At 61.3% G+C, this 26,701-nt stretch carries 27 protein-coding genes and 1 other RNA gene; 11 read left to right on the top strand and 17 right to left on the bottom strand.

Features of this window, described 5'->3' with window-relative positions; translation table 11 throughout:
• The first annotated feature begins 1 nt into the window (after nt 1).
• The 4 genes from trpC to serA all read left to right on the top strand — a co-directional run bounded on the left by trpC (nt 2) and on the right by serA (nt 4,573).
• Nucleotides 2-802 (top strand): indole-3-glycerol phosphate synthase TrpC, encoded by an 801-nt coding sequence (gene trpC / locus E4633_RS09785; protein WP_135870061.1) that lies wholly within the window; start codon nt 2-4, stop codon nt 800-802.
• 47 nt (nt 803-849) lie between these two features.
• A complete protein-coding gene (locus E4633_RS09780) occupies nt 850-2,205 on the top strand; it encodes a TrpB-like pyridoxal phosphate-dependent enzyme (protein ID WP_135870060.1) in 1,356 nt (451 codons plus the stop codon).
• Nucleotides 2,206-2,272: 67 nt separating this feature from the next.
• Entirely contained in the window at nt 2,273-2,893 is a 621-nt protein-coding gene (locus E4633_RS09775) for a phosphoribosylanthranilate isomerase (protein WP_135870059.1), read from the top strand.
• Nucleotides 2,894-2,974: 81 nt separating this feature from the next.
• Nucleotides 2,975-4,573 carry a phosphoglycerate dehydrogenase gene (gene serA / locus E4633_RS09770; protein WP_135870058.1) on the top strand — a complete coding sequence of 533 codons (1,599 nt, stop codon included), beginning with the start codon at nt 2,975-2,977 and terminating at the stop codon, nt 4,571-4,573.
• A 262-nt stretch (nt 4,574-4,835) separates the two neighbouring features.
• Here serA and E4633_RS09765 read toward each other — a convergent pair whose 3' ends face one another.
• From E4633_RS09765 to E4633_RS09750, 4 genes are all read right to left on the bottom strand, one after another.
• Nucleotides 4,836-5,903, bottom strand: coding sequence for a 3-deoxy-7-phosphoheptulonate synthase (locus tag E4633_RS09765; protein ID WP_135870057.1), 1,068 nt, complete (start codon nt 5,901-5,903; stop codon nt 4,836-4,838).
• Nucleotides 5,904-6,053: 150 nt separating this feature from the next.
• Entirely contained in the window at nt 6,054-6,686 is a 633-nt protein-coding gene (locus tag E4633_RS09760) for an isochorismatase family protein (protein WP_135870056.1), read from the bottom strand.
• Nucleotides 6,687-6,711: 25 nt separating this feature from the next.
• Nucleotides 6,712-8,142, bottom strand: coding sequence for a nicotinate phosphoribosyltransferase (locus E4633_RS09755; RefSeq protein WP_135870055.1), 1,431 nt, complete (start codon nt 8,140-8,142; stop codon nt 6,712-6,714).
• 15 nt (nt 8,143-8,157) lie between these two features.
• On the bottom strand, nt 8,158-8,721 hold the full coding sequence (locus E4633_RS09750) for a tetratricopeptide repeat protein (RefSeq protein WP_135870054.1): 564 nt from the start codon (nt 8,719-8,721) through the stop codon (nt 8,158-8,160).
• A gap of 169 nt (nt 8,722-8,890) precedes the next feature.
• On the opposite strand from E4633_RS09750, the gene E4633_RS09745 reads away from it, so the two are divergent.
• Nucleotides 8,891-9,739 carry an NAD-dependent epimerase/dehydratase family protein gene (locus tag E4633_RS09745; RefSeq protein WP_135870053.1) on the top strand — a complete coding sequence of 283 codons (849 nt, stop codon included), beginning with the start codon at nt 8,891-8,893 and terminating at the stop codon, nt 9,737-9,739.
• A gap of 325 nt (nt 9,740-10,064) precedes the next feature.
• Here the strand turns inward: E4633_RS09745 and E4633_RS20430 are convergent, their stop codons facing one another.
• From E4633_RS20430 to E4633_RS09720, 6 genes are all read right to left on the bottom strand, one after another.
• Nucleotides 10,065-10,229, bottom strand: a complete 165-nt coding sequence (locus tag E4633_RS20430) for a hypothetical protein (protein WP_162604970.1) — start codon at nt 10,227-10,229, stop codon at nt 10,065-10,067.
• A 3-nt stretch (nt 10,230-10,232) separates the two neighbouring features.
• A non-coding RNA gene (gene ssrS / locus E4633_RS09740) (6S RNA) lies at nt 10,233-10,417 on the bottom strand.
• 309 nt (nt 10,418-10,726) lie between these two features.
• Nucleotides 10,727-11,998 (bottom strand): Ni/Fe hydrogenase subunit alpha, encoded by a 1,272-nt coding sequence (locus E4633_RS09735; protein ID WP_135870052.1) that lies wholly within the window; start codon nt 11,996-11,998, stop codon nt 10,727-10,729.
• Entirely contained in the window at nt 11,982-12,740 is a 759-nt protein-coding gene (locus tag E4633_RS09730; RefSeq protein ID WP_135870051.1) for an NADH-quinone oxidoreductase subunit B family protein, read from the bottom strand. Before E4633_RS09730 ends, E4633_RS09735 begins: the two co-directional genes overlap by 17 nt.
• The gene (locus tag E4633_RS09725; RefSeq protein WP_135870050.1) at nt 12,737-13,585 is read right to left on the bottom strand and encodes an FAD/NAD(P)-binding protein; all 849 of its coding nucleotides are present in this window, start codon (nt 13,583-13,585) and stop codon (nt 12,737-12,739) included. Before E4633_RS09725 ends, E4633_RS09730 begins: the two co-directional genes overlap by 4 nt.
• On the bottom strand, nt 13,582-14,556 hold the full coding sequence (locus E4633_RS09720) for a 4Fe-4S dicluster domain-containing protein (protein ID WP_135870049.1): 975 nt from the start codon (nt 14,554-14,556) through the stop codon (nt 13,582-13,584). Before E4633_RS09720 ends, E4633_RS09725 begins: the two co-directional genes overlap by 4 nt.
• A gap of 158 nt (nt 14,557-14,714) precedes the next feature.
• On the opposite strand from E4633_RS09720, the gene E4633_RS09715 reads away from it, so the two are divergent.
• The 4 genes from E4633_RS09715 (at nt 14,715) to modC (ending at nt 19,326) form a co-directional block, all read left to right on the top strand.
• Nucleotides 14,715-15,497, top strand: a complete 783-nt coding sequence (locus E4633_RS09715; protein ID WP_135870048.1) for a tyrosine-protein phosphatase — start codon at nt 14,715-14,717, stop codon at nt 15,495-15,497.
• An 85-nt stretch (nt 15,498-15,582) separates the two neighbouring features.
• The gene (locus E4633_RS09710; protein ID WP_246038002.1) at nt 15,583-17,232 is read left to right on the top strand and encodes a methyl-accepting chemotaxis protein; all 1,650 of its coding nucleotides are present in this window, start codon (nt 15,583-15,585) and stop codon (nt 17,230-17,232) included.
• A gap of 352 nt (nt 17,233-17,584) precedes the next feature.
• Nucleotides 17,585-18,268, top strand: a complete 684-nt coding sequence (modB, locus tag E4633_RS09705; RefSeq protein ID WP_135870047.1) for a molybdate ABC transporter permease subunit — start codon at nt 17,585-17,587, stop codon at nt 18,266-18,268.
• The gene (modC, locus tag E4633_RS09700) at nt 18,268-19,326 is read left to right on the top strand and encodes a molybdenum ABC transporter ATP-binding protein (RefSeq protein WP_135870046.1); all 1,059 of its coding nucleotides are present in this window, start codon (nt 18,268-18,270) and stop codon (nt 19,324-19,326) included. Before modB ends, modC begins: the two co-directional genes overlap by 1 nt.
• A gap of 3 nt (nt 19,327-19,329) precedes the next feature.
• On the opposite strand, the gene mnmA is transcribed toward modC, so the two are convergent.
• From mnmA to E4633_RS09665, 7 genes are read right to left on the bottom strand one after another with little or no spacing between them, the layout of a single operon-like run.
• Nucleotides 19,330-20,400 carry a tRNA 2-thiouridine(34) synthase MnmA gene (gene mnmA, locus E4633_RS09695; protein WP_135870045.1) on the bottom strand — a complete coding sequence of 357 codons (1,071 nt, stop codon included), beginning with the start codon at nt 20,398-20,400 and terminating at the stop codon, nt 19,330-19,332.
• A 30-nt stretch (nt 20,401-20,430) separates the two neighbouring features.
• Nucleotides 20,431-20,655 (bottom strand): sulfurtransferase TusA family protein, encoded by a 225-nt coding sequence (locus E4633_RS09690; protein WP_135870044.1) that lies wholly within the window; start codon nt 20,653-20,655, stop codon nt 20,431-20,433.
• A gap of 21 nt (nt 20,656-20,676) precedes the next feature.
• On the bottom strand, nt 20,677-21,621 hold the full coding sequence (locus tag E4633_RS09685; protein WP_135870043.1) for a 4Fe-4S dicluster domain-containing protein: 945 nt from the start codon (nt 21,619-21,621) through the stop codon (nt 20,677-20,679).
• Between the two features lie 35 nt (nt 21,622-21,656).
• Nucleotides 21,657-22,058 (bottom strand): M67 family metallopeptidase, encoded by a 402-nt coding sequence (locus E4633_RS09680; RefSeq protein ID WP_135870042.1) that lies wholly within the window; start codon nt 22,056-22,058, stop codon nt 21,657-21,659.
• Between the two features lies 1 nt (nt 22,059).
• A complete protein-coding gene (locus E4633_RS09675; RefSeq protein WP_135870041.1) occupies nt 22,060-22,872 on the bottom strand; it encodes a HesA/MoeB/ThiF family protein in 813 nt (270 codons plus the stop codon).
• Nucleotides 22,869-23,084, bottom strand: a complete 216-nt coding sequence (gene thiS / locus E4633_RS09670) for a sulfur carrier protein ThiS (RefSeq protein WP_135870040.1) — start codon at nt 23,082-23,084, stop codon at nt 22,869-22,871. The genes E4633_RS09675 and thiS overlap by 4 nt, the downstream gene beginning before the upstream one ends.
• 48 nt (nt 23,085-23,132) lie before the next feature.
• Complete coding sequence (locus E4633_RS09665) at nt 23,133-24,386, bottom strand: O-acetylhomoserine aminocarboxypropyltransferase/cysteine synthase family protein (protein WP_135870039.1); 1,254 nt, start codon at nt 24,384-24,386, stop codon at nt 23,133-23,135.
• Between the two features lie 459 nt (nt 24,387-24,845).
• Here E4633_RS09665 and E4633_RS09660 point away from each other — a divergent pair, with 459 nt between their 5' ends.
• Nucleotides 24,846-25,847: a sulfate ABC transporter substrate-binding protein gene (locus E4633_RS09660; RefSeq protein ID WP_135870038.1), complete on the top strand. Its 1,002-nt coding sequence runs from the start codon at nt 24,846-24,848 to the stop codon at nt 25,845-25,847.
• A gap of 4 nt (nt 25,848-25,851) precedes the next feature.
• Entirely contained in the window at nt 25,852-26,700 is an 849-nt protein-coding gene (gene cysT, locus E4633_RS09655) for a sulfate ABC transporter permease subunit CysT (RefSeq protein WP_135870037.1), read from the top strand.
• Nucleotide 26,701: the final 1 nt, after the last annotated feature.

The raw sequence follows: 26,701 nt of genomic DNA, 5'->3' as shown, positions 1-26,701 counted from the left end.
GATGACCCAGGTACCAGACGTACTGAAGAAGATCGTGGACCACAAGCAGGGCGAGCTGGAAGCGGCGATGGCCGCCGTACCGCTCAACGAGATCATGGACCGTCTGGGCGATCTCGAGGACACCCCGCGCGGCTTCCAGAACGCCATCATCAATGCCCTCGGCTCCGGGTGGACACCCATCATCGCCGAGGTGAAGAAGGGCTCCCCCTCCAAGGGGCTGATCCGGGCCGATTTCGATCCGCTGCAGATCGCCACCACCTACCAGGATAACGGCGCCACCTGTCTTTCCGTGCTTACCGACGAGCACTTCTTCATGGGGCACCTGAGCTACCTCGCCCTGATCCGGGAACAGGTCTCGCTCCCATTGCTGCGCAAGGACTTCATCTTCGATCCCTACCAGATCTACCAGGCCCGCGCCGCCGGGGCCGATGCCATCCTCCTCATCGCCGCCATGCTCGACGTGCCGCAGTTGCGTGACTTCCACGCCCTTGCCCGCGACCTTTCCATGGACGTGCTCCTCGAGGTGCACGACGAGCACGAGCTCGAGATGGCGCTGCAGACCGACTGCAGCATGATCGGCATCAACAACCGGAACCTGCGCACCTTCGAGGTGGATATCGCCACCTCCGAGCGGCTTGCCGCCATGGTTCCCGCGGGGCGCATCATCGTCGCGGAGAGCGGCATCAACAAACGCGAGGAGATCGTGCACCTTATGGAAAAGGGGCTGCACGCCTTCCTGATCGGCGAATCGCTCATGCGAGAGGCCGACGTGGGGGCGAAACTCGCCGAACTGGTGGGGTAGGGCGCCCGTATTATGGAATGCAATGTTCCAACTGAAAAGGAGAGGCTATGAATACCAAGTTCCTGCTTGATGAATCGCGCATCCCGAAACAGTGGTACAACATCATCCCCGACATGCCGGGTCCGCTCGAGCCGGTGATCAACCCGGCGACCTTGAAGCCGGTCACCCCCGAGGACATGACCGCGATCTTCCCGATGTCGCTCATCGAGCAGGAGATGTCGACCCAGCGCTGGATCGACATCCCGGACGAGGTGCGTGAGAAATACCGTATCTGGCGTCCGTCCCCGCTTTTCCGTGCCCACAGGCTCGAGCAGGCGCTTGGGACCCCCGCGAAGATCTACTACAAATACGAAGGGGTGTCGCCTGCCGGTTCGCACAAGCCGAACAGCGCCATCCCGCAGGCCTGGTACAACAAACAGGCCGGCATCCGCAGGCTCGCCACCGAGACCGGTGCCGGGCAGTGGGGGAGCTCGCTCGCCCTTGCCTGCTCCATGTTCGGTCTGGAGTGCACCATCTACATGGTCAAGGTCTCCTGCACGCAGAAGCCGTACAGAAAGAGCATGATGCAGCTTTGGGGTGCTACGGTGATTCCGTCCCCCTCCGAGCTCACCAACGCCGGGCGCACCATACTCGCACACGACCCGGACAACCTCGGTAGCCTCGGCATCGCCATCTCCGAGGCGGTCGAGGATGCGGCGACCCATGACGATACGAACTACGCGCTCGGCAGCGTCTTGAACCACGTCTGTCTGCACCAGACCGTGATCGGCCTCGAGGCGAAAGAGCAGATGGCGCTAGCCCAAGACTACCCGGACGTGGTCATCGCCTGCTGCGGCGGCGGCTCCAACTTCGCCGGTCTTGCCTTCCCGTTCCTTAGTGACCGGGCGAACGGCAAGAAGGTGCGCTGCCTCGCGGTCGAGCCTGCCTCCTGCCCGACCCTCACCAAGGGGATCTACGCCTTCGACTACGGCGACACCGCGAAGCTTGCGCCGATCACCAAGATGTACACCCTGGGGCATGACTTCATGCCGCCGGGAATCCACGCGGGCGGGCTTCGTTACCACGGCGAGTCCGCGCTTATCTCGCAGCTTTACCACGCCGGCGAGATCGAGGCGAAGGCGTACAAGCAGAATGCCTGCTTCGAAGGGGCGCTTCTTTTCGCACGGACCGAGGGGATCGTTCCGGCGCCCGAGTCCTCCCACGCGCTGCGTGCCGCCATCGACGAAGCGGTGCTTGCCAAGGAGGAGGGGAAGGAGAAGACCATCCTCTTCGGTCTCTCCGGCCACGGCCAGCTCGACATGATGGCTTACGACGCGTACCTCTCCGGCAAGCTCGAAGACTATGAGTACCCCGAGGAGTCGATCCGCCAGTCGCTGGAAAGGCTGCCCAAGGTCTGTTTGTAGAAGTCTCAACGCTGCTCAGGCTGCCGGATGTCAGCAGCAAATTGAACGATTCTAAGGGTATACGCCCATGACAAAGGTCAAGATCTGTGGCATAACATCGGTGGACGATGCTCTCATGGCGGTGGATGCCGGAGCGGACGCCCTGGGGTTCGTCTTCTTCGAGAAGTCTCCCCGTTACGTCAACCCGGAGGCTGCGGCGGGGATCATTGCCAAGCTTCCTCCGCTCGTGCAGGTCGTGGGTCTTTTCGTCAACGCCGATCTGGACGTGGTGAACCGAACCGCCGACCACTGCGGGCTCGACATCGTACAACTGCACGGCGAGGAGAGCCCCGAGTTCTGCACGCTGGTGCGGCGCCGGATCATGAAGGCATTCCGTGTCCGCGGACCCGAAAGTCTCGTTCCGCTGCCGGAATTCCATGTGGCCGCATACCTGCTGGACGCGTACTCGCCCAACGCCCACGGGGGGACGGGTGAGGTGTTCGACTGGGAATGCGCCATTGCCGCCAAGGAGCACGGCCCCATCGTGCTTGCCGGAGGGCTCACCCCCGACAACATCGCCGCAGCCGTGACACAGGTGCGCCCCTACGGCGTCGACGTATCAAGCGGCGTCGAGGCATCACCAGGCCTGAAGGACCCTGACAAGGTGCGGCGCTTCATCCAGCTGGCAAAACATCCGCACCCGATCTGATGCGGTGTGACGTAGAATACGGACGTAGAATGTAGAACGTTGAACGTAGAACGGTTTCTAACCCAAAGCAAAGGAGTGGCAATGAAGATTATCGTAACCGATGAGGTGGCTCAGGAAGGACTGGCGATTTTGCAGCGTGACCCGCGCGTGCAGATGGACATCAAGCTGGGACTGAAGAAAGAAGAGCTTTACTCGATCATTGGTGATTACGACGTTATCATCACCAGAAGCGGCACCACCGTTGACAAGCCCCTGCTCGACGCAGCGACCAACCTGAAGCTCGTCGCCCGCGCCGGTGTGGGCGTCGACAACGTCGACGTTGACTATGCCTCCGCCAAAGGCGTCATCGTGGTCAACGCCCCCTTCGGCAACACCAACAGCGCCGCCGAGCACGCCATGGCGCTGCTTCTTTCCTTCTGCCGCAACGTAACCAAGGCGAACAACTCCCTTAAGGGCGGCGCCTGGAAACGCGCCCCCTTCACCGGCTTTGAGCTCAAAGGGCGGACCGCAGGCGTCATCGGCCTCGGTAAGGTCGGCGGCCGCGTCGCCACCCGCCTGAAGGCGTTCGAGTGCGAGGTCCTCGCCTGCGACCCGTACATCGCCGAGAAGCGCGCTCACGACCTCGGCGTCAAGCTGGTCACCCTCGACGAGATCATCAAGAACTGCGACATCATCACCGTGCACACCCCGCTCACCAGCGAAACGCACAACATGATCGGCAAGAAGGAGCTCGCAGCCACTAAGGAAGGCGTGATCATCATCAACGCCGCCCGCGGCGGGATCATCAACGAAGAGGCGATGCTGGAAGCCCTCGACTCCGGCCGCGTAGCCGGTGCAGCCTTCGACGTTTGGAGCCAGGAGCCGCCCGACAGCGAGGTCCTCAAAAAGCTCATCGGTCACGAGAAGATGGTCGTCACCCCGCACCTGGGCGCCAACACCTTTGAGGCTCAGGTGAACGTCGCCGTCGACGTGGCCAAGGAAATCCTGCGCTACATGGACGAGCAGCCGATCGAGAACGCCATCAACATCCCGAAGTTCGACGCCTCCCTCATGGGGCAGATGCGTCCGTACCTGAACCTTGTGAACGTGCTGGCCGACTTCATCATCCAACTGGTCGACACCAACCTGAACAAGATCACCTTCACCTACACCGGCGGTCTCGCCCAGTACGACTGCACCCCGATCACCGTCTGCGGCCTCGCTTCGCTGCTTAACCGCAGGGTCGAGCAGGAAGTCAACATGGTCAACGCCCAGCTCGTCGCGGACAACATGGGGATCGTGATCGAAGAGGTGAAGAGCACCCACTCCGATGATTTCTCCAACATGATCACCGTGACCATCGAGGGCTCCGGCGAGAAGCGCCTGATCTCCGGCACCGCGTTCGAAGGGGTGCCGCGCATCGTGAAGCTGCGCGACTACCAGATGGACTTCCGTCCGGAGGAGCACATGCTGCTTCTTGCCTACGGCGATCGCCCGGGCATCATCGGCAAGATCGGCACCATCCTCGGCAAGCACGAGATCAACATCGCCGCCATGAACCTCGGTCGCCGCGAGAAGAAAGGGGAGGCGATGGTCATCCTCTCCCTCGATTCCGCAGTACCCGCCGAGGTCGTGCAGGAGGTGAGGGAGGCGACCGAAGCCAACTTCGTCAAACCGCTCTACCTCGTCACCGCGAAGTAGTGTTGCGATAGCTGCAGAACGAAAAAGCCCCCCGGCGTCCGCCGGGGGGCTTTTTTTATGGTTTGAATATTGTGCCTTTTGCTTTTGAAGGGTTTTAAAGCTTCAACGCAAAGACGCAAAGCCGCCAAGTCGCAAAGAAAACCTTCTGGATGGAAACTGCAAAACCAAAGTCCAAGACTTGAAAGGTCTTTCGGGTTACCCGCTTTTCCTTTTGCGTCTCCGCGCCTTTGCGTCTTTGCGTTAATGCATCTGTAGGGGGTCGTTAGGAGATCTTCCTCCCGCCGCAGGCCTTCAGCCTTTGGTGCGCCTCGCGCAGGGCCTTCTCGGTGGTTTCCCAGCAGATGCAGCTGTCGGTGATGGATACGCCGTATTTAAGCTCGGCCAGGTTCTTCGGCAACGCCTGGTTGCCGTCTTTAAGGTAGCTCTCGATCATCACGCCGGAGATGGAACGGTTGCCGGCGACGATCTGGTCGACAACGGCTCTCAGCACCTCGGGCTGGCGCTCGTATTTCTTCTCCGAGTTGCCGTGGCTGCAGTCCACCATGAGGGTCGGGGTGAGGCCCGCCTTCTTGAGCATCTCCTCGCTTTTGGCGATGTCCTCGGGGTAGTAATTCGGCTTCTTGTTGCCGCCACGGAGCACCATGTGGACGTCGGGGTTGCCGGTGGTCTGGATGATGGAAGAGAGCCCGTCACGGTTGATGCCGAGGAAGCTGTGCGAATGGAGCGCCGCATTCATGGCGTCGATGGCGATCTGCAGGTTACCGTCCGTGCCGTTTTTGAAACCGATGGGGAAGGAAAGCCCGCTCGCCATCTCGCGGTGCGTTTGCGATTCCGTGGTACGCGCGCCGATGGCGCCCCAGGAAAGGAGGTCGGCCAGGTACTCGGGGGTGATCGGGTCGAGCATCTCGGTCGCTACCGGAAGTCCCATCTCGGTCACCTTGCAGAGAAGACCCCTCGCGATGCCCAACCCCTTGGAGATCAAGTGGGTGCCGTCCATGCCCGGGTCGTTGATGAGTCCCTTCCACCCTACCGTGGTCCTCGGCTTCTCGAAGTAAACGCGCATGATGAGGAGGAGCTCTTCCGATACTTCCTTCGACAGGGCGGCGAGCTTCTCCGCGTACTCCAGCGCCCCCTTGGGATCGTGGATCGAGCAGGGGCCGACCACAACCATGAGCCTCTTGTCCTCGCCCCTCAGTATCTTGGCGATGGCTGCGCGACTCTCGGTTACGCAGGCGCCCGACTGCACGGAGATCGGAAAGACCTGCCGCAGGTCGGTCGGTGCAATGATCGGGGTGATGCTTTTGATCTTCAGGTTGTTGGTCTTAATCATCGTATGCTCCCCGCTAGCGGTTTTTAATGTGGCGTAATCTAGCGCGTTTCCCATCCGCTGTCAAAAAAAAATGCCCGGGGGCGTAGGAATTTTGCCCTGAGCATATTTTTGTATGGTGCAGGTATAAAAAACGCTGTAAAAGCCGACGGTTTAGCCGCGTTTGGCGTGACCTGCGCCCTTTCGGTCCGCGGTCAGCGCGCTGAGCACCGAGTCGAAGGAAGCCTCCTCGGCACCCGCCTCCAGCATCGCCTTTGCCGCGCGGTGGGAATCGCCCGGCTGAACGTCCACGCCGCGCATCGCGTCGGTCAAAAGTGTCACCGCAAAACCTTCCTTCAGTGCATCCAGGACCGTCTCCTTGACGCAGTAGTCGGTAGCGAGTCCGCCGACGTAGAGGCGGTCCAGGGCCATGCGGTGCAAGAGCATGGTAAGCGGGGTGCCATTTTCCGTGACGCCTGCCATGGCGGAGTAGCCGTCGTCCCAGTCGGCCATCCCTTTCGAGACGACGATGGTACCCTCCGGGAACCTCAGGCGTGGGTGGAAGGCGGCCCCCGCGGTCCCCTGGATGCAGTGCGGCGGCCAGATTCCGCCGTTCTCCCGGAAATGCTTGCTGGCCGGCGGGTGCCAGTCCCGCGAGGCGAATACGGGGGTACTCGCCTCGCTGAAGAGGTCGAGGTAACGGTTGAGCGGCGCCAGGACCTGGTCGCCGTCCGGAACGGCCAACGCTCCCTCGGGGCAGAAATCAACCTGAACATCTACGACAAGAAGGGCAGATCTCCTTTTCATCGAGACCTCCTTTGCAGGTGAGCGGTTATTCGCCGTACCTGCTCTGGATCTGAGACATCAATTTTAGCCGGAGCGTGTTGACACCCGGGCTGATGGAGACCTTGTACAGGTGCGGGTTGACGAGGCGCAGACAACCCTCGGGCAGCCGTTTGAGCTCGCTGTTCGAAAGCTCGGCGCAGCTTTGCAGGGTGGGGGAGGGGGCGCACCTTCTGCCGTTCACCATCACCGTGCCGCGCAACTCTATAAGTCGTGCCTCCCGAGGTATCCGCTTTTGCTGAATCGGATTGGCGGGGTCGAATACCTGTGCTCCGGGGAGCACCTCCTCGTCATGTAGGGCGATGACATCCTGAATGAAGGAGCCGTCGGGGGCCACGGCGCGCAGCACCCGCTTGCGGTCCGGCAGGGTGGACTTCGCCAGGTCGCTCGTTATCTTAAGCTTCGCCTCGCCGTCGATTTTCACGAGCTTGTAGACCCCGCCGAGAGCGCCTCCTCCTTCTCCCGCGCAGGTGGCGAGCCGTGTGCCGACGCCGTAGATGTCCACCTGGCCACCCTCGCTTCTGATCGATTCGATGACGAACTCGTCCAGTTCGTTCGAGGCGACGATCTTGACAGCGGGGAAGCCTGCGGCGTCGAAGGCGCTTCTGACCTGGCGTGAGAGATAGGCAAGATCGCCCGAGTCGATGCGCACCCCCACCAGTTCATGGCCACGCTCACGCAGTTCCCGGGCCACGGTGAGCGCGTTGGGGAGCCCGCTACCGAGGGTGTCGTAGGTGTCGATGAGGAGGATGCAGCTGTCCGGGAAATTGTCTGCGTAGCGGCGAAATGCCGTGAGTTCGTCCGGGAAGGCCATGATCCAGCTATGGGCGTGGGTACCCCTGACCGGTATGCCGTAGCGCATGCCGGCGAGAACGTTACTCGTGCTGCACACCCCGCCGACGTAAGCCGCCCGGGCCTCGGACAAACCGCCGTCGGGCCCCTGGGCCCGTCTCAGGCCGAATTCGAGGACGGTGGCGTCCCCGGCGGCCTGTTTGATGCGCGCGGCCTTGGTGGCGACGAGGGTCTGGAAGTTGATGATGTTCAATAGTGCTGTTTCAACGAACTGCGCTTCGGCAAGTCCCCCCTCGATGGTGACCAGCGGCTCGGTACCGAATACCACGGTCCCTTCACCGGGGGCGATGACTCTTCCTTTGAACTGGAAACCGGCGAGGTAGTCGAGAAACGACGGGCGGAAGAGTTTCAGACTATCTAAGTAGGCGAGTTCCTCCTCGCTGAAGGAGAGATCCTCGAGGTAGGAAAGCGCGGGTTCCAACCCGGCAAAGACGGCGTATCCACCCTTGAACGGGTTGTGACGGAAAAAGAGATCGAAAACGGCGGGACGTTCGTGCATCCCCTGCTCATGGTAGCCTGCGAGCATGGTTAGCTCATAAAGGTCGGTAATCAGCGGCGAATAACGCATGGCGCCCCCTTTTAGTCATTTGGCACCCTGAATTATCGCACGATGCAGCTTTTCTGCCAGTTCCGGGTCGATGATTTTCAGTAACAGGTACTCCGCCTGTGCCTTGCCCGCATCGTTCAGCATGAGATGTGACAGTCCAAGCTTGTACAGTGCGTTTGCATTTCCGGGCCAGAGAGAGAGGAGATCCTTGTAGGCGGTCGCCGCCTCCTCGTAGCGGTCTACCCGGAAATAGACTTCCCCGAGGTTCGAAACGGCAAGGGCGAGAGAAGGGTCCAGTTCTACCGATTTCTTGAGCGAGTCTATGGCATGCGGGTAGTCACCGGCGAGGGCTTGGGCGGTGCCGAGGTTCAACCAGGACAGCGCGTTGTACGGCTCAAGAGCGATACTCCTGCTGAAGGCCTCGGCCGCCTCCGGGTAATTCCTGTCGCCGTTTAGCTCCACGCCAGCCTCGAACCAGTCGTCGGCTTCAAAGTACTCCTCGCTACCTATCCTGAGCGGTTCACCCGTTGGGGCAAGGGCGCCGGTGGCAAAGCCGGTGACGATGAGCAGTGCGAGGTATGTCCCCTTGCGGTGCTTCATAGCGGACCTCCGCGGAAAGCACAAAGATAGCATGTTAGAGGATATTTACAAAAACTGGGTAACCCTGACGCCTCCCCAGGTTTTTGCTGACATCGCCGGCGCCATTTGATAGATAAAGTAGGCGCTGCGGGACTTGTCGTGGCGGGGAATCCATCAGAAAGGGGATCATATGGAACATCTGCTTGTCATCGGCTGCGGCGCCATAGGACGCAGGGTCGCTTCTCTCGCTCTTAAGCGGGGGCTTAAGGTCAGTACTTTCAACAGGAACGAAGTAGCGCCACTGGAGGGGGTGACGCACTGCGCCGGGAACCTCGATGAGCCGCAAACGCTGGCGGGCCTGCCGACCCGCGGTGCCGGCGTCATCTACCTGGCTCCTCCGCCGGGGGGAGGGATCGAGGACACCAGGATGCGTAACTTCCTTGCCGGTATCGGCGACGGCAGCGAACCGACGAAGATCGTCTATATAAGTACGAGCGGCGTCTACGGGGATCACGGCAGCGACGTGGTCACTGAGGAAACCGAGGCGGTGCCGCAGACCGCGCGCGGCAAGAGGCGGCTGCACGCGGAGCGCATAGTTCAACAGTGGGGCTTGGAGCACGGCGTTCCGGTGGTCGTACTACGGGTCACGGGGATCTACGCGCCGGACCGCCTGCCGGTGTCGCAGCTTACCACGGGCCAGCCGGTGCTGCGCGAAGAGGAGTCGCTTCCCAGCAACAGGATCCACGCCGACGATCTCTCCCGCATCTGCCTTGCCGCCCTCGACAGGGGGCCGGACGGCGCGATCTACAACGTAAGCGACGGGGCCCCCAGCTCGATGACCGCCTATTTCAACGCAGCCGCCGACAAGCTGGGACTACCGAGGCCTAGACAGGTCACCATGGAAGAGGCGCGCAAGGTGATGACGCCGCTCATGATCTCCTATTTCTCCGAAGGGCGCATCGTCGATAGCGGAAAGATGTTGAGAGAGCTCGGCATCACCCTGCTCTACCCGAATCTGGAGGCGGGATTGAAGGATTGAGTTAAGTTATGGGGATGACAGGCGCGTCCGCGGCCTAACAGGTCGTGACCCTTTTTGATGCCGTGGGATCGGGAGAAGGCGCTGCCTAAAAAACAGGCAAAACGCTATCATTAGCGACGAAAACGCCACTTTCTAGCCACGCGGTCAGGTTTTCCCACAGAGTTTTCCACAGGTTTTGTGGAATATCGGTAACGATATTTGCCCTGATAATATAACTACTTATATTTATGAGGCGTTGTCGCGGGGTGTGACGTATTTCTTTGTTTTACAAGGACTTAATAAAGAAGGCCCATGGGATCTCCATGGGCCTTTTCGTACATTGGCGTTAAAGCGGAACACTTTCTTCCGATCCGTCGGTGAAGCGTCGCGGTTGTTGCTGCGTGGTCGGTGCCGCCGCGCAGCAGGTTTCCGTTTCGCAACCCTTTTTCAAGCGGCGAACCGCCTGGCGGATGAGATAAGTCGCTTTCAGCGTTGTTCCCAGTAACGCCAATTTGGTTGCTCCGGAACACCGTGCGGGAAGACTTGGATTACTGACCTCTGTCGCAACATTCCCCGGTGAGACGCTTCAGGCTTCCCTCTGCTTGTGAGGGCTTGCTCACCACGTCTGAAACCAGAGACAGTGTGATGAAAAGGTAGTCAGGGACCCAAATGGATGCGCTACGAGTATTCCAGAGCGGCTCGCACTCACATGCTAAAGCTTGATGGTATTGTAGCAACGCTCCAGAGAGAGTCAACACGGAGATGAAATTAATTTCATCTGATGTAAATGACTGTAAAACTGCATTTTTTTCAATTATGACTGTTCCGTAAAGCGGCAATTATTTCGCCGTCTTTTCCCTTTCGTCATAGCGGCTAGAAGGACCTGTCTGACCAGTTTTATTGCTTGTTGGTATGACAGTTGCCCTTTGCCGGGATGTCCTGTTCCGTGTCGGGGTGCAACAAAAGTTGCTTCCTTGCAGCGCCCCGAGTCAGCACCGGTTAGCGCAGCTACAGTGGGAAGGTGTGGACCGAACACGAGATACACGGATCGTAACAGCGGATCAGCCGTTCGAGCGCGGCGGTCATGCGCGCCGTTTCTTCACCCTCCATGCCGCGCGCGAGCGCCAGCAGGTCACGAGCCATCGCACCTTGGTTCAGGGCGGTTGGGGTGATCACATCGGCTTGCGTGCAAATGCCTGCGTCGTCGAAGGTATAGCTGTGAATCAGCACCCCGCGCGGTGCTTCGCAGGCCGCGGTTCCCGTGCCGCCGCGCGGCGACGCAGCGACGCCGGCATCGGGGCCGGGTCCCAGTTCCAATAGACGGTCGACGAGTTGAAGGGCGCGCTCGGCAGCGTCGTAGAGTTCGATGGCCTGGGCCAGGTTGTTGCCCCGTATGTCCTTCCCGATCAGTTCATGCCTGTGTGCCTTGAAAATCTCACGTGCGCCGTCGCTCAAGGTGGGGCCATGATGCAAGCGGGCCAGGGCCCCCACGGTCGCCTCCACCCCCATCACCTTTGAAAGCTTCGCGTTTGAGTGCGCAAGAAACGTTTCCTCGACATGTTCCCGGTATTCCCCTACGGCAAAAGAGCGGTCACGACTGAGGCGCAAGCGCCGCGAGGCAAGTGGGGCCGATAAAGGCTCGAGGGCGAGAAAGGCGGGCTCCGGGAGTTTGGGGAAGGGAAACGGGGTACTGAAGAGCCGGCAGACGTCCTGGCAGGCGGGGAGCGCCAGGCGCAACTCGTCTCTCAGTTGGGTAAGTTCAGGCTTCGGGATCACGCGTCCTAGCCCGCCAAGGCGGATGTTCACCGGGTGGATCAGGCGCCCCCCGATCGTCTCCTGGATGAGGCTCCCGACCTTCTTGATGGCTAGTCCCTGCTTGACGAGTTCCGGCGCCGCGCCGGCAAGCTCTGCGACACCCTGAACGCCGAGGAGGTCGGGGAGCACCAGGAAATAAAGGTGTAGCGCGTGGTCCTGGACGGTAGCCCCGTTCAGCATGAGCTCCCTGGTGAGCGAGGTCCGCTCGGAGACCTCGATGCCGAGGACGTCTTCGACGGCGAGCAGCGCCGTGACCTTGTGTACCGTCGAGCATAGCGAGCAGATGCGGCACACGATGTCGGGGACCTCGGCGTAGCTCTTCCCGACCAGGAGGGCCTCGAAAAGGCGAGGGGACTCGCTCAGGTGCAGCTCCACCCGCTCGACGCGGGCGCCGTCAAGGAAGACCTTCACGCTGCCGTGCCCCTCGAGCCTCGTCAACGGGTTTATTTCAACGACGCTGCCCATAGTCCCACCCCGGCTTGAACCTGTTCATCCTGCGCTCGATCTCCTCGCGGCCAAAGCCCCGCTCGAGCAGAAGCTCCAGTTCCTGTGCCACGTTCGCCTCTCGCACCGGGCCGCGGCAACCCTCGCAGACGATGCCCGTAGCAGGGCAGCGCGCGTTGCATCCACCCTGTATGACGGGCCCAAGGCACAGCTCCCCTTTTTCCAAAAGGAGGCAGAGGTTCTCCCTGCTGCGGCATTCGGTGCAGACCGGGTAGGACCGGACCGGCGGGAGGGTCCCCGCAAGGAGTGCGGCGAGTAGTTCTACGACCTCCTCCTTCTCGGGAGGACAGCCGCGTATGGTCCAGTCCACACTCACGAAGTTACCGAAGGGGGCCGGGGCGAAGCTCTCAGGCAGGCTCGCCTCGCTCCCGTACACGGTCTGGAGCAGTTCCTGTCTCTGTGACTGGCCGTTGTTCATGGCGGCGACGCCGCCGAAAGCGGCGCAGGTTCCGTACGCCACGAGCAGGCGGCTCGCGTTTCTCAGACTGAAGAGCATATCAAGATCTGCCGGTGTGGAAACGGCGCCCTCGACGAGGGCGGCGTCGAACGGTCCTTCGCGGCGGCCGCCGCTTTGCGCCATCGGGAAATAAACGAGCTCGAAGCGACGCAGCACATCCGGGAGCTCATCCTCACAGTTAAGCAGGGTGAGCTGGCAACCGGAGCAGGCGGTGAGTCCTGCTATGGCAAGCCTTACAGGTTTCACAGCGCCTCCGGTATGTCTTTTAATTCGCCGGCCCGTAAGACCGGGCCGTCCACGCAGCAGAGTTTCTGCCCGATGGCGCAGTGGCAACAGCGCCCAATGCCGCAGCGCATCCTGCGTTCGAGGCTCAGCATGATACGCCCCGGCGCCACCCCCGCCTGCTCGAGATCGGCGATGAGACAGCGGTACAGGGGAGGGGGACCGCACACCGCAGCGTAGGTCGCCGGTGCGTCGAAGCGGAACCCCTTCAGTAGATCAGGCAGCAGCCCGACCGCGCAGGATTGGATGCCGTTCGTTTCCGGTGCGAAATCGACGGTGAGGTACAGCCGCATCTCCCCGCGTGCGGCGAGTGCCGCCATCTCCTCGCGAAACATCATGAGCCTTGGCTGGCGCGCCCCGTACATCAGGGTGATCTCGCCGAAACGGTCGCGGTGCCTGAGAAGGTGCATGAGTAGTGAGCGTAGCGGAGCAATGCCGAGGCCACCGGCGAGCAAGAGAACGGGATGGCCGGTCATTTCCTCCAGAGGGAATCCGTTGCCGAAAGGACCGCGGATGCCGAGCGGTGCTCCCGGGAGCTGTTGGTGCAACAGCTCGGTCACGTGTCCCACGCGGCGCACGCACAGTTCAAGCGTCCCGTCTTCTCCCGGGAGGTCGGCCGGCGAAATCGGGACTTCTCCCGCGCCGGGAACGGAGATCTGAACGAACTGACCCGGGACGAAACGGGACAGCTGAGGGAGGGCCGCCCCCTCGGGGGCGATACGGAAGAGGGATGTATCCTCGGTGAGCTCATGCCGCTCGATAAGCCGGGCGGTGAACGGCAGGTGCATGTCTTTTACCCTCTCGTTCATGGCGACATCTCCCCACGTGCCGCACTGAAGAGCTCGCGCAGGTCGATGCCGACTGGGCAGACGGCCTTGCAGCGTCCGCAGCCGACGCACGAGGTGGTGCCCTGCAGCGGCGTGAAGCCGCAGTATTTGTGCAGGAAACGGTAGCGCAGTCGGTCGAGACGCGTGGGGCGGAAGTTCGCGCCCGCCACCTCTCCGTGTGTCGCGAAGAAACAGTTGTCCCACTCCCTGATGCGTACTCCCCCGCCGTCGAGAGCGGGATATTCACGCACGTCGAAGCAGTAACAGGTGGGACAGCAGACGGAACAGGCACCGCATGAGACGCAGGTGTCGGCGAACTTCTGCCAGAGCGGGTTGTCCGAGAAGCGCAGTTCGGGATCCTGGGGGGCGACGCCAGTTCCCGGATGCTGCGCTGCCACCGGCTGAGGGACGTCGGCTGCGCTGAAGAGATCAGCTGCCGCCGCGGCAATCTCTTCCCCCCGCGCGGTAACCGCGGAGAAGAGGTATCCGCTTTCAACCGCCGTGAGGAATGCGTCGCAGTTGGCAGCGGAATCCGGAGCAGAGCAGAAGCAGAAATCATCAGGCTCGCAGGAGATGCCGACCAGGGTGAGCCGCGCCCTGCGCGCCGCATACCCCGGATCGGTGTTGTCGCCGAGGAAGACAAGGTCCAGGTAGGCGATCCCGGCCAGGTCGCACGGATGAAGGGCGAAAAGGACGATGGGGGGCTGGGCTTCGGCGGGTTCAGCGTAGCGCCCGTCCCGGTAGCTCAGGAGTTGCTCCCGGAAGGGGAGCAGGTATTTCTTTGGGGGGATCTGGGTTCTGCGGTAATTGATGCGAAGTTGTGAGGGAGCCGTAATGGGTGCGAAGGTGGCGACTCCGGCATCGGTCACTGTCGGACCGTGCAGTTCGCCGAACAGCCGTAGCTTCTCAAGGAAACTGCTTAGCTGTGTCGCTTCGAGGAAGGACTTCTCCATTTTTACCCCCTTGCACAAGGCTCAATTTTATCGGCGGAGAAGGCAAAGGCAAGTGCCATACTGCGACTGCCAGCGTTACATGCTCTGATCGCGAGGAGAAACGGCAATTTTCACTGGTGATTTTTGACTTCGACCGGCATAGGTGCTACAGAAACTATATGGAGAAAGATTTTACCGACTATCACTGCCATATCGTGCCTGCCGTTGACGACGGCGCAACCGATCTCGAAGAGTCCTTTGCCATGGCGAGGATCCTCAGTGAGTTCGGTTTCCGTACCGTAGTCTGCACGCCGCACATGATCCGCGGCTGCTTTGAGAATAATCCCGCCCGCGTTACCAGCGCGGTGAGCGTGCTGCAGGGGCATCTAAACGACGCCGGCATCCCTCTTCAACTCGTACCGGGGTGCGAGCATTATCTCGACGAGTTTCTGCCCGAGTTGCTGCTCGAATCGGTCCACGCCAGGCCGGAGGACAGGAGGATGCTGGTGGAGGTCCCCTTTCGGGACGGCCCGGAACTGCTCTCCTCCATGGTGGAGAGATTCTTCCGGCTCGGCCTTGAACCCTTGATCGCGCACCCGGAGCGGTGCCGCGCCTTCGAACCGCAGGTGCGCGAGCACGGTCTGCATGGAGCGCTTTTCTCCGTTATGGGATGGCAGAAAACCTCCGAACTGTCGGACGACTCGACGATCATGGCTACGAAGCGCGCGGGCTGCGTGTTTCAGGGTAACCTCGGCAGCTTCGCCGGACGTTACGGGAACGAGGTCCGGGAGCGTGCCCTACTGTTTCTGCGTCACGGTCTCTATTCCTGCATCGGCAGCGACGCTCATCGTCCCGAAGGTCTCGCCGAGATGCTGCAAAAAGGGAAGGAGGCCATAACAGCCGAGGTCGGCGAGGAGGCCGCTTTGACTCTTCTGAGGGGCACCCTCCTGCAGTCACGGTAAAAGCACCGCATTTTTTACCTCAAGCACCTCCAGTGGGAAGCCGATAACGGTTGACGGAGTGAACCAATCCCTCTGTGAGGTAACGATGAGCAAGTCCCAAGTATCAAGGTTCAGCATTCTGCAACTAATCGTCACCATGGCGGCAGTCTCAATCGCGGGACTGATCCTGGTATCCATTACGGCGCATTCCATCATAAACAGGGTAAAGGTGAACGGCCCGATTTACGCCCAGCTTGTCCAGGGAAAGGATCTCGTTGCCGACATACTCCCCCCTCCCGAGTACATCATCGAGTCCTATCTCGTCGTGCTGCAGGCTTCCCGTGAGACCGACCCCGCCAAGCTGCAAAAACTGCAGGAATCGTTCAAGAAGCTGAAGGGTGAATACGAAGAGCGCCACGCCTTCTGGGTCAAGGAACTTGCCGCAGGCGAGGAGAAGACCCTGCTCGTTGAGTCCTCCTACCGGCCTGCGGAGCAGTTTTACCGCACCGCGACGGACGAGTTCTTTCCTGCCGTCACCTCGGGTGATGCGTCCAAGGCCGGCGAGGTTTTGACCAGGCTCACCGGCCTGTACGAGGAACACCGGGCGACTATCGACAAGCTCGTGCAAATCGCCGACAGCAAGGGGAGTGCCCTGGAAAAAACGACCGTCAGCGAGCTATCGCGCTCGCTTGCCGTGCTCATCGTCATGTGCATCGCGGTCACCCTCGGCTGCGTGCTCTTGAGCCTCTTCATCATCAGGAGTATCCAGGGATCTTTCTCGGCCTGCACCTCGGTGCTCGAGCGCATTGCGGGGGGCGATCTCTCCGTGCAGGTCGCCGTGGAGGGGAGGGGGAGCGTCAGGGTGATGATGGAGACCATGAAGACGATGGTCGAGCGTTTCGCCGAGGTGATGCACCAGATCAACGCCACCTCGATCACCCTCGTCACCTCTGCGGATCAGCTCTCAGTCGCCTCCGGGCAGATAGCGGGCAACGCCGGGGTCGTCGCCACCGAGACCGTCACCATCGCCACCGCCAGCGAAGAAATGGCGGCTACGTCCCAGGAGATATCGCGGACCTGCCAACACGCAGCAGACAATTCGCGCACCACGAGCGACATCGCTGAAACGGGCGTGTCGGTGGTAGGCAATACCATCACCGTGATGCAGCGCATCGCCGAGCGGGTAAAAGGACTTTCCACGACCGTCGAACAGCTCGGAGAACGCAGCGATCAGATCGGGCTCATCATCGGGACCATCGAGGACATTGCGGACCAGACCAACCTCCTCGCCCTGAACGCAGCCATCGAGGCGGCCCGTGCCGGCGAGCAGGGGCGGGGTTTCGCCGTCGTCGCCGACGAGGTGAGGGCCCTTGCTGAGCGGACCACCAGAGCGACGAGGGAAATCGCCGACATGATCAAGGCGATCCAGTCCGATACCAAAGAGGTCGTTTACGCCATGGAGGAAGGGGTGCACGAGGTCGAAAACGGCACTGCCGAGGCGACCAAGTCGAGCACGGCGCTAAAGGAGATCCTCGAGCAGGTGAATGCCGTGGCGGGAGAAGTGGTGCAGATCGCTCAGGCTGCCGAGGAGCAGACCGCGACCACCGGGATGATCAGCGGCAACATAAGACAGATCACCGACCTTGTGCAGGGGACCGCCGATGGGGCGCACCAGTGCGCGGGGCAGGCCTCCCAGCTCACCGGGTGCGTGAAGGACCTCGAGCGCATCGTGAGCCGGTTCAGGCTCGTCGGCTGAGGCGACTGACATATTGTCAGCGGAAAAGGGGACGGCCTTGCATGCGGCCGTCCCCTTTTTCTTGGATTTTCTGAAGTAGCTTGGTGCTACGACGAAGCGCTGCATGAGCCTTACGTTCCCCCCTTTGCGAAGGGGGGACAGGGGGGATTTGCTTTTGTTAGTTCATGGCCCCTCTTCGCGATGGAAGGGGCGCATTTGCCGCCGCGCTGCTTTAAATTTCAGCAAACGCCCACGGTGCAGGCCCGCCCACTTTTGCCGCAGCACTTAGAATTCCACTGAAACAGGCGTTTTTACCGTTTACCACATCTGGAACGGAACCTGCTAGAAGATGGGCATCACAGCGAGGTGAGCCATGCCCCTTCTGAGCAGTGCCGATTGCGACGCCATCATCCTCTCCATCAAGGTAGCCCTCACGGCGACCCTGATCAGCCTCCCCCTGGGCTTTCTATACGCCTACCTGATGACCTTCTTCCGGTTCCGGGCCAAGGTGCTCCTTGAGGTGCTGGTGAACCTCCCGCTCACCCTGCCTCCCGTTGTCATGGGGTACCTGCTGCTCGTCTCCCTTGGTAGAAACGGCTGGCTGGCGCCTCTTTTGGATCTTTTCGGCGTGCGCCTCATCTTTACGTGGAAGGCCGCCGTGCTGGCGTCGGCCATCGTCGGCTTTCCGCTTCTGGTAAGGTCCATCAGGATCGCCATGGAGGGGATAGACGGGAGGCTGGTGCAGGCCTCGCGCACCCTGGGTGCCGGGCCCATCGACACGCTACTCTCCGTGATCCTCCCCCTGTCCGTCTCCGGCGTCGTTTCCGGCGCTTCGCTCATGTTCGCCCGAAGCCTCGGCGAATTCGGCGCCACCATCATCGTTGCCGGGAACATGCCCGGCAGCACCCAAACCATTCCACTAGCCATCTACGATTACGCCTCCTCGCCCGGCGGAGAGCGGGCCGCCCTTTCTTTGTGCGCCGTCGCCGTCGGCATTTCCGTGTTCGTGCTCGCGGGCCACGAGGCGCTCGTCAAACGCCTGGCAAGGAGGACCTGATGGAGCTGACTCTGAAGGTGCGCAAGAGTTTCGCAGAATCCTTCAATCTCGACCTCGACTGCACTGCGTCAGGGAGCCAGGTCGGCATCTTCGGCGCCTCCGGAAGCGGCAAGTCCACCCTGGTAAAGCTGATCGCCGGACTGGAGAGGCCTGAAGAGGGAGAGATATGGCTGGATGGGGAGTGTCTGTTCAGCAGCAAAAGGGGGATCAACGTAGCACCGCAGCGGCGCTGCATCTCGCTCGTCTTCCAGGATGCGTGCCTCTTCCCGCACCTAAGCGTCGAGGCGAACTTAAGGTACGGGTACAAAAGGAGCGGGGTGGGGCGGCGCAGCGTCGATTTTGCCACGCTGGTATCGGTGCTCCAGCTCGGTGAACTCCTGGGGCGCGGCGTGAACCGTCTCTCGGGAGGGGAGCGTCAGCGCGTGGCGCTCGGGCGCGCCATCCTCGCCAATCCGCACCTCCTGCTCATGGACGAACCCCTCTCGGCGCTCGACGACGGCCTCAAGCTGCAGATCATCCATTACCTGAAACGTGCCGGTGAAAGGTTCGGGATTCCTTATCTTTTCATCTCGCACTCGCTCCTCGAAATCCGGCTCATGACGGACCGGGTCATCTCGATGGCGGGAGGCCGCGTGCTGGCGCAGACGACGCCGGAAGAACTCGCGCGCGAGCGGATGGGGGGGAGCCAGGTGGGTTACATCAACGTGCTGCAGCTGGAGAAACTGCGCAAGATGGGTGGGCTGTACGTGTACCGGTGGGGGTTGGAGGAACTCTTCATCTCTGCCGGGGACGAGGAGCCGATGGCGGTCTTCGAGCTATCCTCGCGCGATATCATCCTCTTCACGCGCCACCCTGAGGCGATAAGCGCCAGAAACCTTTTGAAATGCACCGTGGTGGACACCTTTCCGTCCGGGAACAAGGTGGGGGTGGAGTTGCGCTGCGGCCACGAGACTTTGATAGCCGAGGTGGTGGTCCAGGCCGCGGACGACCTGGCCATCCAGGCGCGCAACGAGATTTATGCCGTGATCAAGGCGGCCTCTTTCAGGCGCCTCAGCTGAGCGTCAGAGGATCCAGCCGCCGCCTACGACCCGGTCGCCGTCGTAGAGGACTGCGGCCTGTCCGGGGGTGACGCCGGATTGCGGGGTGTCGAAGGCGATCCTGAGCCCACCGTCCGCCTGCGGCTCGGCGCGGCAAGGAACCGGCTGCTGCCGGTAACGGATGCTGCAGGCACCGCGGAATATCCCGGAGATGGGGGCGCCGGTCCAGGTGAGCTGGTCGGCGAGCAGTTCTGTCCTTAAAAGCTCTTCTTTCGGCCCCACCACGACCCGCGCGTTTTCGGCATCAAGCGCCGTCACGTAGAGAGGCTCCTTCCAGGCGATGCCGAGCCCGCGCCGCTGCCCCACCGTGTAGCGGTGGATGCCGTCGTGGCCTGCCAGCCTCTTCCCCTCACGGTCGACGATGTCGCCGCCGGGGTTTGAGACGCCACGCTCCTCGAGAAAGCGGACGTAGTCGTTGTCCGGGATGAAGCAGATCTCCTGGCTTTCCTGCTTGCTTGCCACCGGAAGGCCGAAGCGTGCCGCCAGTGCGCGCACCTCCGGTTTTTCCATCCTCCCCACCGGGAAGATGGTGCGCGAGAGCTGCTCCTGGTTCATGGCGAAGAGAAAATACGTCTGGTCCTTGCGGGGATCGTGCCCCTTGCACAGCTGGAACACGCCGTCCTCGTCCTTTTCGATCCGGGCGTAGTGCCCCGTGGCGAGGAGGTCGGCGTTCAGGGCGTCGGCCGTCTCGAGGAGCAGGCCGAACTTTATCCTTTCGTTGCAGCGTGCGCAGGGGTTCGGGGTGCGCCCGGAGGCGTACTCGGCCACGAAGTCGTCGATGACCAGTTCCTTGAAGCGCTCACGCATGTCGATCACCTGGAAGGGGATGCCGAGCTTCTTGGCGACCCGGGCCGCGTCCATCACGTCGGTGAGCGAGCAGCAGGTCTTGCCGCCGGAGGGGGTGTTCTCGGGACGGTCGTAGAGCTGCAGCGACACGCCGATCACATCGTAACCCTGTTCCTTCAAAAGAGCGGCGGTCACCGAGGAATCGACGCCGCCGCTCATCGCCACTAGTACTCTTTTTCTTTCTGACATCTCTTTCATTCCCGCTGAAGCGCCCGCCTCTTAATCCGCACCCTTTTCCAGGAGCAGGGTGTAGTAACCATCCTGTTCTTGGAGGCCCAAGAGTTTGTGCCCCTCGTCCTTGAGGCTTCTCGGCACGTTCTTGACCGGTTCCCCGTCGTCCAGGAGAAACTCAACGGTGGTCCCCGCCTCGATATCCTCGAGCTCGAGTTTGGCCATGACGAAGTTGGTCGGGCAGGTAACGCCCCTTAAATCGATGGTTTGCATGGAGGTTCCTCTATAAGTGCTTCAGGCCTGGCTCGGAAGCGGTATCTGGTTGACGATGACCTGCGGAGCGGTGGTTTCGGCGACGACGAAGTCGGCGAAGTCGCGGCGCAGGTGGTTAAGCAGCGACTGCCACCCCTCGCGGATGATGATGTCGCCCAGCCGCACCCGTCCGGCCCCTTCCGCCTTCTCCTGGTACCAGGCAAGCACGGCGGCGATGAAGTCTACGGCACGCTCTTCCGGTAAGAAGGTGGCGTAAAGCGTTCCAACCAGGGGACGGCGTCCCCACTTCCCGCCGATGCGGACCGTGTAACCTTTTTTCGCCGCGCTCCAGGCGCCGGTGGGGCAGACCTTGATGCAATCGCCGCAGTAGATGCATTTTTCAGCGTCGAATACCGGCTTGCCATCCGCCATGGCGAGGGCACCCTCGGCGCACGATTTCGCGCACAGCCCGCAGCCGATGCAGGCGTCCGCCTCAAGCCTCGGCCAGACCGCACCCTGGAACCCGACGTCGTTGATGGCCGACTTGGGGCAGTCGAAGGGGCAACCGGCGAAACATACCTTGAACTTGTGATGGCCGGTGGCGGTGCCGAAGAGCTTCTCGTCCACCTGAAGGGCCGACTTCTGGGTGTCCACGAGGCCGTTGGGGTTGTACTCGCAGCCGCCGCAGGCGGTCGGCACGCGGACCCGGGCGCCGCAGGAGGCGACCTTCTGCTGCTCTTCGCCCAGTTCCGCGACCACCGTGTCGAAATCGGCGAAGTTCACGTTTATGAGTTCGATGGACTGGCGCACCGACAGGTGCACGTAACCCTTACCGTACTTCTGCGCGACTTCGGCGATCTTCGCCAGGCGGTCCACCGAAAGCCTCCCACCCGGGACGCGCAGGCGCACCGTGAACAAATCCTTGCCGCGCTCCTTGATGAAGCCGCCGGCCTTCAGGTTCCTCAGATCTATTTTCTGTTCTGCCAAAACGCTCTCCTGTTCGATAGCAAAGGGTAGGGGGACTACCCTGCGATGGTAAGTTGTACGGGCTCCACGACCCCGGCTGTGATCCGGAACGCCTTCGCCACCGGCTCGTCCGGCCTCTCCAGGGAGATGATCAGGTGGCAGACGTTCGGTGTGAGGGCGAGCCGGATGTCCTCCTGGGAGGGGCGGGCCGGCGACTCGGGGTGCGAGTGGTAGATGACCAGCATCTCCTCGCCCGCGGCGCGCATCGCCTTCACTGCGGCGAACTGCTCCTTCGGGTCCATGGTGAAGTGTTCGTTGCTCGCGTCGGTGTTGGTCATCGGGTAGCGCGTGGTGACGCGGTGTCCCACCCCGCCCATCATGCCGCACACCTCGAGGGGAAAGCCCTCTTTTGCCTGGGCGATGGTCGCCTCCAGTATCTCTCTGGGGATCTCCAGCATGCTAGTGCCCCAGGTCGCAGACCGTCAGGGCGTCGAGCTCGTCCTTCACCTCGGTGATGGTGGGGTGCTCGCCGCAGATCGGACATTTCGGGCTCTTGCGGATGGGAACCTCGCGGAAACGCATGCGCAGGGCGTTGTAGGTGAGGAGTCTGCCGTGCAGAAGGTCCCCGATGCCCAGGAGGTACTTGATCGCCTCGGTCGCCTGCAGGGTCCCGATGATGCCGGGGAGGACGCCGATGACCCCCGCCCTGGAGCAGGTGGGGATGACGTCCTTGGGGGGAGGCTCCGGGAAGACGCAGCGGTAGCAGGGAGACTCACCCGGGGCCACCGTGAAGGTCTGCCCGTCGAACTGCAGGATGCCGCCGTGCGAGTAGGGTTTGCCGGCGAGCACGCAGGCGTCGTTGATGAGGAACTTCGCCGCGAAGTTGTCGGTGCCGTCGATGACGAAATCGTACCCCTCGATCATGGAGAGGATGTTGTCCGCGTTGACCCAGGTCTCGTAGGTGACCACGTTCAGATCCGGGTTGATGGCGACCATCTTCTCCTTCGCTGAAAGGACCTTGGCCTTGCCGACGTCCGGGGTGCTGTGGATGATCTGGCGCTGCAGGTTGGAGAGGTCGACCTGGTCCGCGTCGGCGATGCCGATGGTCCCGACGCCGGCTGCGGCGAGGTACAGGGCGATCGGGGAGCCTAAGCCCCCTGCGCCGATCACCAGCACGCGGCCGTTCATCAGCTTCTGCTGTCCCTTGCCGCCGACCTCTTTAAGAAGGATGTGACGCGAATAGCGGTTGATCTGCTCTTCGGTGAGCTTCACGGTCTACCTCCACCCATGAAATAAAGAAACTCTACGTTATCGCCGTCTTTCACCGTGGTTCCGTCGAATTGCGCGCGGTCCATGATGTCGCCGTTTAGTTCCACGGTGACGTATTCGCGCTGCTCTACCTGCAGCGCTTCGAGCAGGTAGGTGATGGAGACGGGTTGTGCTTCGGTGATACTGGCCGGTTTGCCGTTGACCATAAGGTTCATTAGATGCGCTCCTCGTTTGATAGCATAGATATTGGGCAAAAAACAGCGTTAAACCTGTTCCAAAGCGGTAGCGAAGTCGTCCTGGATGTCCTCCGGTGCCTCGATTCCCACCGATACCCGCACCAGTTCCTCTGAGACACCCATGAGCGCCTTCACCTCGGGCGTGTAATCGGCGCAGATGGTGGAGGCCGGGTGAATGACGAGGGTTTTCGTGTCCCCGATGTTGGCCAGGTTCTTCGCGAGCGTGAGGCCGTTGATGAACCGGAAGGCGGCGGCCCGGTCGGCAAGGCCGAAGGTGAGCAGCCCGCCGAAGCGCCCGTTGAACTGGCGTCTGGCGACGTTGTGAAACGGCGAGTCGGCAAGCCCCGGGTAGTTCACCCAGGCGACCTTCGGGTGCGCGTGCAGAAAGGAGGCGAGCTTCATGGCGTTCGAGCAGTGACGCTCCATCCTGAGCGACAGCGTCTCGAGCCCCTCACCGGAGAGAAAGGCGTTGAGTGGCGCGGCGCATGCTCCGAAGTCCTTGTGGATCAGCTTTCTCACCCGGGCCGTGAAGGCGAAGTTGCGATACTTCTTGTAAAAGGGCTCGAAATGCGGGAAGAGGGCGCTGTTCCAGTTGAAGCTGCCGGCATCGATGATCGCCCCTCCGATGGAGTTGGCCGTGCCGTTAATGTACTTACTGGTCGAGTGGACGATGATGTCGGCGCCGAGCTCGCGCATGCGCGCAAGGTAGGGCGTCGAGACGGTCGCGTCCACCATGAGCGGGATGCCGTGCTTCTTCGCCACAGCAGAGAACGCCGCGATGTCGGGCACGTCCATCTTCGGGTTGCCTATGGTCTCCACGAAGATGAGCCTTGTCCGCTCGTTGATGCCCGCCTCCAGCGCCCACAGGTCGACCGGATCGAAAAAGCTCGTGGTGATGCCGTAGTTGGAGAGGGTGTCGTGAAACAGGGAGTAGGTGCCGCCGAAGAGCGAAGACGAGGAAAGGATCTCGTCGCCGCTGCGCACCACGGCCATGACCGCGGTGGTGATGGCCGACATTCCCGAGGAGGTGATGACGGCGGCGATGCCGTCCTCAACCGCGGCGAGGCGTTTTTCCAGGCCCTCCAGGGTCGGGTTGCCGATCCTCGTATATACCTGCCCGACCGCTCTTCCCCTGAAGACGTCTTCCAGTTCCTCTGCGGTGTTGTAAGCGAAGGCTGACGCCTGAACGATCGGCGTCTTGGTGGCGCCGGAAGCGTCCCTGCTTGACCCGCCATGGATCAGCTTCGTGTCGAACCTCAATTTGCCGTCAACTACTCCCACGGTCGCTCCTCCCATTCCAACTATAAGACACCGATTAAACCAGCACTCGGCGCAAGGGTTGTGCGAGGGTAGTTTTAGTTACTCATTTTGTCAAGAAATATATCTGGTAACCACTGTGTGGCCGTGTGGAAATCTTTTAGGGCGGAAATCCCTGGTTAATCAACTAAATCGTTGCGAGTAGTATTTTTTTGATATGAGGTTACGAGGGGGTAAGCCTATATTATTATGCCTTTTGTTGCGAGTTTGTTGAGCAGTCAGGTGGTGAACTGAACTGCTTTTATTGTTAATATACTTGACCCGATGATTCGGGTAGTGTTAGTGCTATGTCTACTTGTTTGGTAGAGTAGATAGTGTCGGGCGCGCCGCAACCATCTCTCGTTCTTGTCATGTAATGCTCATTAACACGCGAGCCGCTTTGCCCGGAATAGGTGCGGCGGCCGCCCAAAAAGGAGGGAGTAAATGTACCGTATTGTCATGCTGTTGCTGGTCGCAACACTCTTTCACGCATCCCACGTCTTTGCCGCTACCGAGCTGCTGAACGTCTCGTACGATCCGACCCGGGAGCTTTACCAGGATTTCAACAAGTCCTTCGCACGGCACTGGAAACAGAAGTCCGGCCAGGATGTCACCGTGAAGCAGTCGCACGGCGGGTCTGGAAAGCAGGCGAGGGCGGTCATCGACGGCCTTGACGCCGACGTGGTCACGCTAGCCCTTGCCTACGACGTGGACGAGATCCACAACAAGGCGAAGCTCATCCCGAAGGACTGGCAGAAACGCCTGCCTAAAAACAGCTCTCCCTACAGCTCCACCATCGTCTTCCTGGTCCGTAAGGGTAACCCGAAGCAGATCAGGGACTGGAACGATCTGGTGCGCCCGGGGATAAGCGTCATCACACCAAACCCGAAGACCTCCGGCGGTGCGCGGTGGAATTACCTCGCCGCGTGGGCCTACGCCCTGAAACAGAAGGGAGGCAACGAGGCTTCGGCCCGCGAGTTCGTCGGCAAGCTCTTCCGCAACGTTCCCGTGCTTGATTCCGGGGCCCGGGGGGCCACCACCACCTTCGTGCAGCGCGGGCAGGGCGACGTCCTCATCGCCTGGGAGAACGAGGCGTTTCTCGCCGTGAACGAGCTGGGCAAAGACAGGTTCGAGATCGTGGTTCCTTCGCTCAGCATTCTGGCGGAGCCGCCCGTCGCCCTGGTGGACAAGGTTGTCGACCGCAAAGGCACCCGCGTGGTCGCGCAGGAGTATCTGAAATACCTTTATTCGCAGGAAGGTCAGGAAATCGCGGCACAGAACTATTACCGCCCCTCGGACCGCAAGGTGGCCGCCAAATACGCGAAGCTCTTCCCTAAATTGAGACTAGTGACGGTAGATCAGACCTTCGGCGGGTGGACCAGGGCTCAGAAGACGCATTTCGCCGACGGCGGCACCTTCGACCAGATCTACCGGCCGAGCAGGTGATGTCATGGCAAGAAGCTTGAAGAAAAGTCACGCCGCCGGGTGGGGAAACCTGCCCGGCTTCGCCCCCACCATGGGGTACACGCTCCTCTGCTTGCTCGTGGTCGTTCTCGTCCCGTTGTCCACCCTGTTTTTCAAGGCGGCCACACTAAGCTGGGACGAATTTGTAGGCGCCGTAGCCGCTCCGCGCGTGCTGGCCTCCTACCGCGTCACCTTCGGTGCCGCGCTCCTTGCGGCCCTGACCAACGCCTTTTTCGGCGTCATCGTGGCATGGACCCTGGTCCGCTACCGGTTTCCCGGAAGGAGGATCCTCGACGCGCTCGTCGATCTTCCCTTCGCGCTCCCGACCGCGGTTGCCGGCATCACCCTGGCCGGTATCTTCGCCTCCAACGGCTTGCTCGGAAAGGTGCTGGAACCGCTCGGTGTCAAGGTCGCCTTCACGCCGGTCGGGATCTGGCTGGCCATGGTGTTCATCGGTCTCCCCTTCGTGGTGCGGACCGTGCAGCCGGTGCTGGAGGAGTTCGATCGCGAGGTGGAGGAGGCGGCGGCGTGCCTTGGCGGGAACCGGTGGCAGATATGCACGAGGGTCGTATTCCCTCTGATGTTTCCCGCGGTCCTCACCGGCTTCACCCTGGCCTTCGCGCGTGCTGTAGGCGAGTACGGCTCCATCGTCTTCATCGCAGGGAACATGCCGATGGTGTCCGAGATCACGCCGCTGCTGATCATCACCAAGCTGGAGCAGTACGATTATGCAGGCGCAACGGCGGTAGCCGTGGTGATGCTGCTGGTCTCATTTATGCTGCTTCTTGTACTGAACCTGCTGCAGAAATGGAGCAGGCGCTATGCGGAGCAATGAC

This window comes from Geomonas terrae (assembly GCF_004791675.1).
Lineage (GTDB): Bacteria > Desulfobacterota > Desulfuromonadia > Geobacterales > Geobacteraceae > Geomonas > Geomonas edaphica.
The sequence above is the reverse complement of the archived record's forward strand: the minus strand, read 5'-3'. Positions and strand labels throughout refer to the sequence as shown.

Coding starts and splice junctions, on each gene's coding strand:
- trpC (WP_135870061.1), top strand. CDS start 2: ATGACCCAGGTACCAGACGTACTGAAGAAGATCGTGGACCACAAGCAG.
- E4633_RS09780 (WP_135870060.1), top strand. CDS start 850: ATGAATACCAAGTTCCTGCTTGATGAATCGCGCATCCCGAAACAGTGG.
- E4633_RS09775 (WP_135870059.1), top strand. CDS start 2,273: ATGACAAAGGTCAAGATCTGTGGCATAACATCGGTGGACGATGCTCTC.
- serA (WP_135870058.1), top strand. CDS start 2,975: ATGAAGATTATCGTAACCGATGAGGTGGCTCAGGAAGGACTGGCGATT.
- E4633_RS09765 (WP_135870057.1), bottom strand. CDS start 5,903: ATGATTAAGACCAACAACCTGAAGATCAAAAGCATCACCCCGATCATT.
- E4633_RS09760 (WP_135870056.1), bottom strand. CDS start 6,686: ATGAAAAGGAGATCTGCCCTTCTTGTCGTAGATGTTCAGGTTGATTTC.
- E4633_RS09755 (WP_135870055.1), bottom strand. CDS start 8,142: ATGCGTTATTCGCCGCTGATTACCGACCTTTATGAGCTAACCATGCTC.
- E4633_RS09750 (WP_135870054.1), bottom strand. CDS start 8,721: ATGAAGCACCGCAAGGGGACATACCTCGCACTGCTCATCGTCACCGGC.
- E4633_RS09745 (WP_135870053.1), top strand. CDS start 8,891: ATGGAACATCTGCTTGTCATCGGCTGCGGCGCCATAGGACGCAGGGTC.
- E4633_RS09735 (WP_135870052.1), bottom strand. CDS start 11,998: ATGGGCAGCGTCGTTGAAATAAACCCGTTGACGAGGCTCGAGGGGCAC.
- E4633_RS09725 (WP_135870050.1), bottom strand. CDS start 13,585: ATGAACGAGAGGGTAAAAGACATGCACCTGCCGTTCACCGCCCGGCTT.
- E4633_RS09720 (WP_135870049.1), bottom strand. CDS start 14,556: ATGGAGAAGTCCTTCCTCGAAGCGACACAGCTAAGCAGTTTCCTTGAG.
- E4633_RS09715 (WP_135870048.1), top strand. CDS start 14,715: ATGGAGAAAGATTTTACCGACTATCACTGCCATATCGTGCCTGCCGTT.
- E4633_RS09710 (WP_246038002.1), top strand. CDS start 15,583: ATGAGCAAGTCCCAAGTATCAAGGTTCAGCATTCTGCAACTAATCGTC.
- modB (WP_135870047.1), top strand. CDS start 17,585: ATGCCCCTTCTGAGCAGTGCCGATTGCGACGCCATCATCCTCTCCATC.
- modC (WP_135870046.1), top strand. CDS start 18,268: ATGGAGCTGACTCTGAAGGTGCGCAAGAGTTTCGCAGAATCCTTCAAT.
- mnmA (WP_135870045.1), bottom strand. CDS start 20,400: ATGTCAGAAAGAAAAAGAGTACTAGTGGCGATGAGCGGCGGCGTCGAT.
- E4633_RS09690 (WP_135870044.1), bottom strand. CDS start 20,655: ATGCAAACCATCGATTTAAGGGGCGTTACCTGCCCGACCAACTTCGTC.
- E4633_RS09680 (WP_135870042.1), bottom strand. CDS start 22,058: ATGCTGGAGATCCCCAGAGAGATACTGGAGGCGACCATCGCCCAGGCA.
- thiS (WP_135870040.1), bottom strand. CDS start 23,084: ATGAACCTTATGGTCAACGGCAAACCGGCCAGTATCACCGAAGCACAA.
- E4633_RS09660 (WP_135870038.1), top strand. CDS start 24,846: ATGTACCGTATTGTCATGCTGTTGCTGGTCGCAACACTCTTTCACGCA.
- cysT (WP_135870037.1), top strand. CDS start 25,852: ATGGCAAGAAGCTTGAAGAAAAGTCACGCCGCCGGGTGGGGAAACCTG.